7 protein-coding genes are annotated in these 12,823 nt (G+C 39.5%); 2 read left to right on the top strand and 5 right to left on the bottom strand.

Annotated features, from left to right (window positions below; all coding sequences use genetic code 11):
- Positions 1-44: 44 nt before the first annotated feature.
- Entirely contained in the window at positions 45-1,208 is a 1,164-nt protein-coding gene (locus K8P02_RS13685; RefSeq protein WP_025866712.1) for an exo-beta-N-acetylmuramidase NamZ family protein, read from the bottom strand.
- Positions 1,209-1,282: 74 nt separating this feature from the next.
- Between K8P02_RS13685 and K8P02_RS13680 the strand changes: the two genes are divergently transcribed.
- Together K8P02_RS13680 and K8P02_RS13675 are read left to right on the top strand one after the other, a co-directional pair.
- Positions 1,283-1,819 (top strand): HD domain-containing protein, encoded by a 537-nt coding sequence (locus K8P02_RS13680; RefSeq protein ID WP_002562516.1) that lies wholly within the window; start codon positions 1,283-1,285, stop codon positions 1,817-1,819.
- A gap of 88 nt (positions 1,820-1,907) precedes the next feature.
- The gene (locus K8P02_RS13675) at positions 1,908-4,619 is read left to right on the top strand and encodes a putative LPS assembly protein LptD (protein WP_007486968.1); all 2,712 of its coding nucleotides are present in this window, start codon (positions 1,908-1,910) and stop codon (positions 4,617-4,619) included.
- 103 nt (positions 4,620-4,722) lie between these two features.
- On the opposite strand, the gene K8P02_RS13670 is transcribed toward K8P02_RS13675, so the two are convergent.
- Genes K8P02_RS13670 through K8P02_RS13655 form a run of 4 tightly spaced genes read right to left on the bottom strand, consistent with a single transcriptional unit; the run spans position 4,723 to position 12,537 of the window.
- On the bottom strand, positions 4,723-7,107 hold the full coding sequence (locus tag K8P02_RS13670) for a T9SS-dependent choice-of-anchor J family protein (protein WP_025866713.1): 2,385 nt from the start codon (positions 7,105-7,107) through the stop codon (positions 4,723-4,725).
- Between the two features lie 33 nt (positions 7,108-7,140).
- On the bottom strand, positions 7,141-8,007 hold the full coding sequence (locus tag K8P02_RS13665) for a hypothetical protein (RefSeq protein ID WP_025866714.1): 867 nt from the start codon (positions 8,005-8,007) through the stop codon (positions 7,141-7,143).
- A gap of 25 nt (positions 8,008-8,032) precedes the next feature.
- Complete coding sequence (locus K8P02_RS13660) at positions 8,033-9,529, bottom strand: RagB/SusD family nutrient uptake outer membrane protein (protein ID WP_025866715.1); 1,497 nt, start codon at positions 9,527-9,529, stop codon at positions 8,033-8,035.
- Between the two features lie 14 nt (positions 9,530-9,543).
- Positions 9,544-12,537, bottom strand: coding sequence for a SusC/RagA family TonB-linked outer membrane protein (locus K8P02_RS13655; protein WP_025866716.1), 2,994 nt, complete (start codon positions 12,535-12,537; stop codon positions 9,544-9,546).
- Positions 12,538-12,823: the final 286 nt, after the last annotated feature.

Below are 12,823 nucleotides of genomic sequence, written 5' to 3'. Positions count from 1 at the left end.
TTTTCTCAAAGGATTGAAACAAGATGAAACATTCGTGTTCCGAATCAATATAGTAGATACTTTTCCCGCATTTCTTTGTACTTTTGCAGTTCCGTCTTCCATCCTGCCCGTATTTCTGTTTCACTTTTTCCTGCTAAAATCTCTTTACGTACAGTATCTGTACCCATTAGAAGATCGAACCAGCGTGCCCGGTCGAAGAATGCGCCCCCGGCATTTGATTTCCAGTAAAAGCGCAGGAAGTAACGTAGAGTGAATCCATCTATATTGGCAACTCTTCTTAAATCTTCTCCATAACACAGTTGGTCTTTGTGCATGGGATTCTTGTCAAAACCGGGTAGTGAATGCGGAGTGAATGTAAAGTCACCATACTTTTTATCCGGTGCACCGAGCACCTGAAATGGGAAGGTTGTACCCCGCCCCACACTGATACGGGTTGCTTCAAACGGACAGAGAGAAGCGTATAACCGTATAGCCTGATCATTGGGCAGATTAGGCGAGGGCTTAATGGGAAGAGAATAAGGTTGGCCGTGTTCCCAGCCCGTCATGGGAATGACTGTCAACCGGCAAGCGTCCGGGGTTTTATTTATCCACCCTTCACCATTTATCATGAGAGCCAGTTCGCCAATGGTACAACCGTGGAGTATAGGGATAGGCAATATACCTACAAAACTACGGAAAGCAGGACGAAGAATGGGGCCATCTATATAGTCGCAAGGATTGGGCCGATCAAGTACAATCATCTCTTTCCCATTCTCAGCGCAAGCCTCCATTACATAAAACATTGTACTGATATAGGTATAGAATCGTGCTCCTACATCTTGTATGTCGAATATAATAATATCTATATCCTGCAATTGTTGCATGGTAGGCTTTTTATTATTCCCATAGAGTGAGATGAGGGGAGTTCCTGTCCGACTGTCTTTTCCGTCTTTTATCGTTTCACCTGCGTCAGCATTGCCACGGAAGCCGTGTTCCGGGGCGAACACTTTCACTACATTAATGTTTAGTTGTAAAAGGGTATCGAGCAGGCAGGTTTGTTCTTCACCAACAATGGAGGTGTGGTTAACTACCATTCCTACCCGTTTCCCTTTCAGCAGTGGCAGGTATTCTTCGGTACGTTCTGCTCCGGTAACGAGAGTGCCTTCTGCAAAGAGGGTGCTAATGCCGATAAACAGGCTGGTGAGAATGAAGATTATTTTTCGGTGCATCTCGGTATTTTTTAGTAATATTGCACAAAAATATCTATTTGTATTGATTATTACAAGTTATAATAGGTGAAGTTATGAATCCGATTGATATAATTGATAAATACTATCCGCAGGATAATGAATTGAAACATATTTTATTAGTACACAGCCAGTCGGTGGCCGACAAAGCACTGTGGATAGCTGCGCGGCATCCGGAGTTAAATCTTGATGAAACATTTCTTTATGAAGCAGGCATGCTTCATGATCTTGGTATCTTTCTGACGGATGCTGCTCCTATTTATTGTTTTGGTACAGAACCTTACATCTGCCATGGCTATCTGGGAGCGGATTTAATGCGTAAAGAAGGTTTTCCGTTGCATGCTTTGGTATGTGAAAGACATACGGGTGCCGGGCTTTCATTGAAGGAAATTCTTCGTCAGCAGCTTCCGATTCCTCATCGCGAAATGCTTCCTGTGAGTATGGAAGAACAGGTAATATGTTTTGCGGATAAATTCTACTCAAAGACCCATCTTGACAGAGAAAAAACGGTAGAAGGTGCCCGGAAAAGCATTGCGAAGTATGGAGAGGAGGGATTGAGCCGTTTCAATCGCTGGTGTGAGCTATTCTTGTAGCACTAAAAAATAATTAAAAAGAGAGATTCCGATGTATAATTGATGAAGATTGTGTACTTTTGCCCCTTCAAGCGTAAACTATTAGTTAATGACGCCATTGAAAGCAAATACATTAATATCATTTATACTACTGTTTGTCTTACTGGTGCTTCCTGATGAGGCCATGTCTCAACGTCGCCGAAACAGGGGAGTAGAAGGAGGTGTAGAGACATTTAACCCTCCGGCAGCTCTGAATGCAGATTCTTTGACGACTGACTCGGTCAGAACAGATTCTGTTGTTGCTAAACCCATTAAGAAACAGCCACTGGATGCTCCGGTGATTTATTCTGCAAACGATTCCATTGTTTTTGAAGAAGGAGGATATGCTCATCTTTATGGAGATGGGAAGGTAAACTATCAGAAGGTAGAGTTGGGAGCACAAATTATCACCATGAATATGGACAGTAGTACGGTGTATGCTCGTGGTGTGAAAGATTCACTGGGAGTAGAAACCGGAAAGCCTGTTTTTAAAGACGGTGATACTTCTTATGATACGGAGGCTATCCGTTACAACTTTAAGAGTAAAAAAGGATATATTAATAACGTTGTCAGTCAGCAGGGTGAAGGATATGTAACCGGTAATAATGCAAAGAAAGGCGCTGATGATGAACTGTTTATGCAGAATGGTAGGTATACTACCTGTGATCATCATGATCATCCTCACTTTTATCTTCAACTAACAAAAGCTAAAGTCCGTCCGAAAAAGAATGTGGTAACGGGGCCTGCTTATCTGGTGGTGGAAGATGTACCGTTACCATTGGCTGTACCCTTTTTCTTCTTTCCCTTTTCCAGTAGTTATTCTTCTGGGTTTATTATGCCTACTGTTCTTGATGATTCTGCCCGTGGATTTGGTCTATCGGATGGAGGATATTACTTTGCTATCAGTGATTTGATGGATTTGAAATTAACAGGTGATATCTTTACGAAAGGTTCGTGGAGGTTAGGGTTGGAGACGAATTACAACAAGCGTTATAAGTTTTCCGGTTCTTTGATGGCCGATTATCAAGTGACAAAGACGGGAGATAAGAATATGCCGGACTATTCGGTATCAAAAGACTTTAAGATTGTATGGAGTCACCGACAGGATCCTAAAGCAAACCCTAATGCTACTTTCTCGGCGAGTGTAAATTTTTCAACTAGTAGTTATGAGCGTACCAACATTGGTAACTTATACAATTCTCAGTTGCTGACTCAAAATACGAAGACATCAAGTATCAGTTACTCACGTACATTTCCAGATATTGGTCTGACATTGTCGGGGACTACTAATATCTCGCAGACTATGAGAGATTCTTCTATTGCAGTGACATTGCCTGATCTTAATATTTCATTGACTCGTCGTTTCCCATTCAAGAGAAAAAAAGCAGTAGGTGCAGAGCGTTGGTATGAAAAAATTTCATTCCAATATACCGGTCGTTTGACAAATTCTATCACAACTAAAGATGATCGGTTGTTTAAATCAAATCTGATAAAGGATTGGAAAAATGCTATGCAGCACACCATACCAGTAAGTGCTACATTTACCCTTTTCAAATATTTCAATCTGACCCCGTCATTCAATTATACAGAACGTTGGTATACTCACAAGACTGATAATTATTACGATGAAGAAAAGCGTCAGTGGGTAGCTACCGATACTATTTATGGTTTTAACCGCGTGTCCAATTATAATTTCTCTTTGGGGTTGAGTACCAAACTTTATGGTATGTATAAGCCTATTTTTATGAAGAAGAAAGAGATACAGATTCGTCATGTTGTTACTCCGCAGGTAAGTGTGAGCGGTGCACCGGGGTTTGGGAAGTATTGGCAGGAACATGAAGATGCCAATGGAAATATGTCGTATTTTTCTCCTTATACCAGTCAGCAGTTCGGTACGGCACCACGTGAGAAACAGGGGACAGTGACTTTTGATTTGTCGAACAATATAGAGATGAAGTTTAAAGACCGGAATGACTCTATTAAAAAGATAAGTCTGATCGATGAATTAGGAGGTTATATTTCTTATAATATGGCTGCTGAGAAGAGACCGTGGAGTGATCTTACTTTGCGTCTACGCTTAAAACTGACGAAAAACTATACTTTCAATCTGAATTCTACATTTGCTACATATGCCTATACGTTTGATAAAGATGGTAGGGTTGTGACTGGTGACCGTACAGAATGGTCTTACGGACGTTTCGGACGTTTTTCCGGTTGGGGATCTTCATTTAATTATACTTTCAATAATGAAACCTGGAAGAAGTGGTTTGGTCCTAAAGACGACAAGGATCAGAAGGATAAAGACAAGGATCAGAATGGGGAAGATAGCGAAGATATGGATGCTGGAAATGATACCGGAACCACAAAAAAGGTGGAGAAAGCACAGGCGGACGCTGATGGTTATCAGGTGTTCAAGATGCCATGGTCTTTGAGTGTGAACTATTCATTTAATATTCGTGAAGATCAGAGCAAACCTATTAATGTGCATTCAATGCGCTATCCGTTTTCTTATACGCACAATATTAATGCCTCTGGTAATATCAAGCTTTCAAATAACTGGCAGGTGTCTTTTAGTACCGGTTACGATTTTCAGGCGAAAGAAGTAACTCAGACGTCAATGACTATTTCTCGCGACTTACACTGTTTCAATATGTCAGCAAGTCTCTCTCCTTTCGGACGTTGGAAATACTATAACTTTAAGATTAGTGCTAATGCAAGTATTTTGCAGGATTTAAAGTGGGAGCAAAGAAGTCAGACGCAGAGTAATATACAGTGGTATTAAAAATTTCCTTCTACTTTTAAGTATATATTCGATAGAATTTCAAAGAAATAAAAAAGCCAACCAGTCACTGAGACTGGTTGGCTTTTTTATTTATAGAATATTCCTACTTTACGATCAGTTTGACTGTTTCTGTTTTTGCATCGGTAGCGATTACAACCAGATAAGTTCCTGAACTAAGTGTGTTGATATTCATACTCTGTTCTGATGTTTCATTACCTGTAGCAGTAAGTACTGTTTGTCCGAGTAGATTATGAATTGCAATATTCTTAATCTGACTTCCATTGGTCTTGATATTGATCTGCTCACTTGCTGGGTTGGGATAAAGTGACAACTCTGCTTTAATGGTAGTATTATTTTTAATACCTGTAGGAGCGTTCTTTCCAAAGTTTGGACGGATATAAGGAGCACCATAACCCGGTAGTTCACTCATGAATCCATTTTTGGATGCTGCAATTAATCCATCTTTTGATTGGTCACATACTAATCCCATGTTCACTGCACTTTCTTGTTTTACCTCAAACATATATTTACCGGGAGCAAGATTTGTTTCAGGGAGTTTGTAAACGATTTCTTCTCCACCTTTACCTCTGAGTACAGATTTGGTAACCATCGTTGCTCCTATCTCTGAGTTATTATTAGTGTTTATTTTATATACGTTCAGGGTGATTTTATCGTTGGCTTGTTCTTCTTTAAGCATGAAACCAAGGCTGAGTGAGGTCAATACGTCCTCTTTCAGTATAGTGAATGCTGCACCAAATGCAACGGGACCACTACCACTACCTACACCAAATTTGAAATCGGCTGGGTTATCCCAGGCATAAATAGAATCGGTTACAATCGTTGTAAGCTGAGCTGTATTATTTGTAAGGTCGTCATCCTGAGTAATGCTAGCTTCGACAGAGAAAGCAGGTACTTGTTCTTTACTGCTTACTATATTGTCCAGATTGAAATTGAAGGTTTCCTTCTTCGTTTCTCCTACAGCCAAGGTCGGGATGGTGGTAGTTGCTAAAACATCATCATAAGCTTTCACGTTCAGTTTGATGTTGTTTTCAACTTGTTGTCCATAGTTTGCAACAGTTACTTCAAACTTCTGTGCCGTGTTTTTGATGTGGAATTGAGGAATCATTCTTGGATATTTCTCTTCGCTGGTGATTGATTCTACCTTAATATCATGTTCCAAAATCTTACTTACGCTGATACTGAATATTTCAAGATAAGACAGTTCGGTTGCGTTGAAGCTGATACCATAGTTACCTTCTTCGGTTACAGTAAATGTTATCTCTTTCTTAACTGTAGTATAATTAGTAAATTCTTTGAATTTCCCTAATTCGTTCCAGTTAGTTATATCACTTCCACTTTTTCCAAATGTAATGTTAAACAGGTCATATTTTATACCTCCGATAAGCAGTTCACTTCCTGCACTGTAATTGAAGCTGAGGCGATAGTTACCCGGTTCCATATGAATACATCTGGATAATAAAGAAGAAGGTACTTCTGCTTTATAAGCTCCGGACTTATAAATCCAACCGTTAGGGGTTATAGGATTCCAGTTTAGAAGATCAATGGCTTTCTCGAAGTTGGATTCAAACGGTAATAGGGCAGGTGATAGATTAATAACACGACCCGCTACCGTATCATTGGCAAAATTCGTTTGACCTGTGCACTGAGCTACTACTTTTATATTGTATCCTTGATCTACAGATGAAAAATCAACAGGTGTGGCAAAAGTAACATCCAATGAAGCATCTGGAGCTATTACCTCTGTGAAATCTTGTGTCACTTTGATATCTTCATCTTCCAATTCATAATATAGGCTGAAACCGTTGATCGGTCCTGTTCCTAAGTTTTTGACAGTTACTTTGATAGGGCTACTTCCCAATGTACAATCGGAAGGAGGAAGTATCAGATTTTCCAAAGCAATATCCGGCACTCCATTAAAGCTGCCTTCATCAATAGCTATATTATCTATGTAGATACTTCCTTTATTTTTTTCTGATATAGCATGAAAAGAGAAGTAATAATCTCCGGCTTCTGCTACTTCAAAGTCGTTGATACTGGCAACCCATTCCTTGGTTTTTTTGTCTATCAAAGACGCTATGACTGTCATTGTGGTAACGTCGCTTGATTTTCCATAGAGTACTTCAAACCTTTCAGGATAATTAGTTGACGATGATGTGCGATAGTAAAAAGAAATACAATTAGCTCCGGCCTTCAGGGTAACAGGATTTTTTGTAGTAAGATAATCATCTGCTGCATTTTTGCTGTTATACTGATACCTTGCTATTCCTTTTCCGCCATCTGCGTCGGGTTCACTATCTCTGTCATTCAGCCAGGTTGATTTATCATTATTATTATCAAGTACCACCCAATTATTGGTGAAATTCTCTTCAGCTGCAAAGTCTTCATAGAAGAGGTGCTTTGCCGGCTCCTCGGCCATTGCCACCAGTGCTGTTGATTGCAATGCCAACAAAAGTAATAATCTTTTCATAAGCGCATGTTTTTTTAATTGTGAGTAATCTATTTATTGTTTAATGAACTTTAATGGAACCGATTTTCCATTGTCATCAGTGTAACTGCCTACAAGACCTAACCAACTGTTTAAAGCCGGAATTTCTAAACCGAGAGCATGACCAACTTCAAAGCTGATTACCTTGTCTTTGTAAATACCTGTTATAGGGTCGGATGTTTTAACCCACATACCACCTGATATCTGTTTGTGAGTGAGTTCGACTCTGTTATTACTATACATTCCTACCGGTTGGCTGGCGGTTATAGTCAATTTATACTCTCCTTCACTTCCTGTTTCTTCTACATCTGCAATAGCAGCTCCACCGTGTCCAAAGTCTAAATATATCTGTTGGAAAGTGTTGTCTACAGAAGTAAGAGTACATGCATACCCTGTCACTCCGGTTGGAGTCGGAAGCTGGCTTTTTCCTTCCATCGAGTATTTTCCTTCTATAGGACTGTTTTCTACTATATTAATTTTGCACGTATTTATTGAACCGGCAGTTGCCCCTTCTACATCTGCAATCGCTATTGAAAAAGAGCGATTCTGCACTATTTGCTCGTTGGCTATTGAAAGAAGGGTTTCCACATTTACTGATTCTGTCCGCATCGGAATGGATAGGTGGTCTTCCGTTATGAGAATTGCTTTTTCACTTTCAAAGCCGCTATTGTTTTCTTTCAGGATGACGTGTACTTTTATGAGTCCGTTACGTTCTCCTTTTACTACGATGGGTAGATTAAGGATAGAGGTAAGCTCTTTTACCTCAATTTCAGCCGATTGAAATTCAACGGTAGCCTCTTGGGTATTAAAATCTTCATCACTACTACAAGCAATCATAGTAAATGATAAGAGGAATATGGTTAGTAATTTGAAATAATTCATAACAGTTTCATTTTATGTGTTGAGATTAGTAACCTGGGTTTTGTTGGTTCTTAATTTGAGGATTAGCATCTATCTCCGCTTTAGGGATAGGCCATACCCAACGTATGTTATCCGTTTTCACATTCAGATCTAAAGCTAGTTCATAGGATAGTTGTACTGATTGAGGTGTTTGACGTCTGAACTCTTCACCGTATCGTTTTAAATCAACAAGACGGAATCCTTCGCCGAATAACTCACGTTCTCGTTCGGCACGGATTAGATTTTTGAGGGTCAATCCTGTCACCGGTGCATATTGGATGGAGGCGTCACGAGCTGACATTAACTCAAATAATATATCATAGGCCATTGATTCGTCACCCGCTTCTCCTCTTAGGTAATAGGCCTCGGCTGTAATAAGATATTGTTCTGCAATACGGAAAATTTTGGGTTTATTCACATAGTTATTAACCCCTTCATACATTTCCGGATTTCCGGGATATTTAGTGAAGACTATTAATCTCTGTTTTTGATTTGTTGAGAAAGCTATCTCTTTGAAAGCAAAATAACAGTTGATGCGTATATCTTTCTCTCTGAACGAGTTGATGACATCTTTAGAAGGGAGGAATACCGGTTTGTCGTTGATATCGTCCAGGAAGTAGTTTCCAATAGTAGGAGCCAATTCTTGTTTAGAACAGAATAGTTGGCAGATTACTTCCGTAGTAATATCATTTTTCCACATCTCTTTGAGTTTCGCTTCATTATTGATGAGTGGATATCGTGCACTTTTAAGTAAGCTTTCGGAGCTTTCAATGGCGGTGTCGTAGTCTTTGGTTAGTAAGGCTATTCGTGCTTCGAATGCGCTTAGGGCATCTACTGTCAGGTATTCCGATGATTGCGCTCCTTTAGCACTTAGGTTTTCTTTGGCCAACCTGATATCTTCTTTGATAAAGTCATAGGTTGCAGCTAAAGTAGCACGTGAAGGATATTTAGTGTTATCGGATGTTGGAGCATATTCGTCTACCAAGGGGATACCATATTGGTTTCCTGCAGTAGCCGGGTCATAAGCTGCACAGAATTTTTCAGCTAACTGAGAGTAAGCAATAGCACGGATCAGATATGCTTCTCCGAGATAGTTTTTTATTATTGGTTGCTCACTTACCTCAAATATATCTTCCTCCTGAAGTTTTTCTATGCTTTTAATGAGTAAATTACATTGGGCAATAGTGACGTAGCAATTACTCCATACAGTAGAAAAAGTACTTTCTGAGGCGTTTGCTTCCCAACGGTAGATGGCTCCGAGTTGATTGCCAAAGTAAGAGAGCGGAATAAAGCCATCCGCTTGTATTTCAGATGCCAGTGCATTGACTGAAACTCCGATGATCCGCAAGTCGCGGTACATCCCTGTGCGCAATTTCTGGCAATCAGCAAATGACTTGGCAGCACTATCTAAAGGGATCTTGTCATAAGGATACTTGTCCATATCACAGGATACCAGTGTTAGTGTTAAGATAGAGGTTAATATAATTGACTTTAATGTTTTCATATATTTGTAGTTCTTTAAAATTTAACTTCCAGTCCTATTGTGTATTGCCTTGAGTTGGGATAGTCTCCTAATGCCAGGTTCGAATCAATTTCCGGATCTATACCAGAGAATTGGGTGAATGTGAGTAGATTACGTCCGGTAGCAAATACTCTGACTCCTTCTATGATTTTGGTTTTCTTCAATATGTTTTTGGGTAATTCATAAGCTATAGTCAGGTTTTTTAAACGGACAAACGCTGCATTCTCTAAAAAGTAATTGGTGCGAAGTAAATTCTCGCTTGCAGTGCCATAGCGCGGTACATCAGTGATGTCACCAGGTTTTTGCCACATGCTGAGCATGCGTTTATTCATGTTAACCATATTTGAATTGGTTGGATTTTCTGTAAAGAAGCGATCGTTGTTAATGAGGTATCTTTCACCTATCCATGAAAAATCTATCATCATGGTTATTCCTTTCCAGCCCAAAGATGTTCCGAAACCACCACTACAGGGAGCAAACATTTTCTTTCCGGTAAATTGCATGTTATCCATGGTGAATGTCTTGGTTTTATTACCATTTAAGTCGTAGTACATGAGCGAACCGTCTCTGGGATCTACTCCGGCACATAACACCGAGTAATACTCATTGGGATCATGCCCTACTTGATATTTCAAACCATATTGTGGAAACGCCAGTTCGTCCAACCCATTGAACAGAGATTCTATTTTGGTTTTATTATAGTTGAAATTGGCATATACGCTCCATCTGAAGTTGTTGGTGTTCAAAAGGTCAAGATTCATATTCAGGTCAACTCCGGTATTCAAGAGAGTACCTACATTTCCCATACCGGTGGAATGTCCGGTAGTGAGTGAGAAGGGTACGTCCATTAGCATATCAACCGTTTTCTTTCGATAGTATTCAATACTGAAATCCAAACGATCGAATACCCGGGTAGATATACCGGTTGAAAAGTTTTTCAAAGTTTCCCATGTTAAATCGGAGTTACCAACTGTGCCAATGACCCAGCCACTTTGATTATTATAGTTATATTTGCCGCTACCAGCTACCATACCTAAAGAAGCATAGTTCCCTATTTCTGAATTACCTGTGGTTCCATAACTGACTTTTAGTCGTAAATCATTCAACCATTTTGTGTCTTTAAGGAAAACCTCATTTTTGATATTATACATGGCTCCAACAGAGAAGAAAGAAGCCCAACGATGGTCTTTACTGAAACGTGAAGAGCCATCTCTACGGAATGAAGCGTCCAGATAGTATCTTTCGTCATAGTTATATTCTCCACGGAAAAAGTAGGAATTGAATACATACTCGGAACGTGCACCGTCAACTTTTGCCGATGAAGCTGAAATGGCGGATAATTGGGTTAACCGTTTATCTTCAATACCTTTACCAGAAGCAGAGAAGCCATCTGCATTGTGTATGATTGATTCTTGTCCGGCTAAAAGTGTCATGAAATGTTTCTTTGCAAATGTATGTTTGTATTCAACTGTGTTGGTGAAAGTCCAGTTGCTTGCTCTTTGAAACTGCTCAGAGACATTTCCGTTGAATTCATTATCTTCCCAGGGGTAGTTTACTCCTCTGTATTTATATATATATCCTTCAAAAGCTTGTGCTCCTTTTATGGTCAGTCCTTTTAGCGGAGTTAATTCAATGAATGTGTTTAGGTTGCCTAAAATTCGTTCATTCTTGATAGATGAATTCCGGAAAATCATCATTGGGTTAGTATATCCTGTTCCTGGTAAGTATAGTAAATCTTCTCCGCGTGACCATGTTCCATTTTCGTTCTCTATGATTTCATAAGGAAAATCGATAGGGCGGCCTGTGCGTGCTAATATAAGAGGTGAATTAACCCAGGCGCCTTCATTATTGTCCCTGATACCCAGAGTGGTTACATAATCCTGATAGGAAATGGCGGAGTTTACTCCAAACTTTAACCAGTCTTTCAATTTAGTGTTGAGATTAACCCTGAAGTTCTCGCGAGTCATGCCCGATTGGAATGAGGTTCCTTCCTGATCAAAATGACCTGCGCTTACATAATAATTTGTAGAACCTGAGGCACCGCTTATGTTCGCATCTATAGAATAAGTAGGAGTGTTATCTCTCAATACATAGTCGGCCCAATCCATACTTAAACCATATTTTTCTATCTTGGCTTTATCGGCCTGAAACTGTGCATTATTAGCTAAAGAAGGGTCACACATTAATTTAAACTGAATAAATTCCTGTGCATTCATCATGTCCTTTTTGAAATCTGGTAATTGGGAGATTCCGTATTGTCCGCGAATCGTAATATTTGCCTTTTCACTCATTTTCCCTTTCTTGGTTGTAATATAAACAACCCCATTGGCAGCACGTGCACCGTAGATAGAGGTTGAAGAGGCGTCTTTCAATACCGTCACATTTTCTATATCATTTGGATTGAGAGAAGTGAAAACGTCATTTGAAACCGGTGCGCCGTCTAATATATATAAAGGTGAGGTTCCTGCATTGAGGGAGGTGTATCCACGCACTCGCATCGAAGAAGTGGCTGTAGGTTCTCCCGAAGAAGTGAATACCTGCATACCGGCAACTTGTCCCTGGAGTGCATCTGCAAAATTCATAGTTGGTTTTGCTTCTAATACTTTGTTATTGACCGTAGAAACTGAACCTACTACCGAACCTAATTTTTTGCCCGTACCGTATCCGATAACTACAACTTCATCAACCAATTGTGAATCCGATTTTAGGATAACCTTCATGTTGGGTTTGATTTCGCCTTCGTATGTTGCCAAACCGATGAATGATATTCGTATTTTATGTGCAGAACTTGGAATGTTTGATAAAGTGAAGTTGCCGTCTGTATCAGTAATGGTCCCCATATCAGTACCAATAATTGAAACGGAGGCACCAACGACCGGTAAATTATCCTCTTCAGAGATTACTACGCCCGTTACTTTGGAGGTTTGCGCTATTATTATGTTTGTGCCAACCAGCAAACATGTTAATAATAACATTAATTTTTTAATCATAAGTTTCTTGAGGTTTAATTTTGTATATTATGCCATTTCTGAATGCAAATATATTAATAAATATGAAACTAACAATTTTGTTTATGAAGAAACATTGTAATAATAACAAATGGTTACTAAAACATCTTTATAATATGTTCTAAAGCATCGGTAAAGCTATCTTTTGTGTGATAGTGTAGTGTTAAATAGTCTAAAACGATAGTGTTTGGGTGCATATTTATGCATTATTGCTCGTTCTGTGTGGTCTGATTGGAGAAAAGAGGTGGAAAAAGAGAGGGTATATCAG

The sequence above is a fragment of the Bacteroides nordii genome, from assembly GCF_019930665.1.
Classification (GTDB): domain Bacteria; phylum Bacteroidota; class Bacteroidia; order Bacteroidales; family Bacteroidaceae; genus Bacteroides; species Bacteroides nordii.
The sequence above is the reverse complement of the archived record's forward strand: the minus strand, read 5'-3'. Positions and strand labels throughout refer to the sequence as shown.

Coding starts and splice junctions, on each gene's coding strand:
- K8P02_RS13685 (WP_025866712.1), bottom strand. CDS start 1,208: ATGCACCGAAAAATAATCTTCATTCTCACCAGCCTGTTTATCGGCATT.
- K8P02_RS13680 (WP_002562516.1), top strand. CDS start 1,283: ATGAATCCGATTGATATAATTGATAAATACTATCCGCAGGATAATGAA.
- K8P02_RS13675 (WP_007486968.1), top strand. CDS start 1,908: ATGACGCCATTGAAAGCAAATACATTAATATCATTTATACTACTGTTT.
- K8P02_RS13670 (WP_025866713.1), bottom strand. CDS start 7,107: ATGAAAAGATTATTACTTTTGTTGGCATTGCAATCAACAGCACTGGTG.
- K8P02_RS13665 (WP_025866714.1), bottom strand. CDS start 8,007: ATGAATTATTTCAAATTACTAACCATATTCCTCTTATCATTTACTATG.
- K8P02_RS13660 (WP_025866715.1), bottom strand. CDS start 9,529: ATGAAAACATTAAAGTCAATTATATTAACCTCTATCTTAACACTAACA.
- K8P02_RS13655 (WP_025866716.1), bottom strand. CDS start 12,537: ATGATTAAAAAATTAATGTTATTATTAACATGTTTGCTGGTTGGCACA.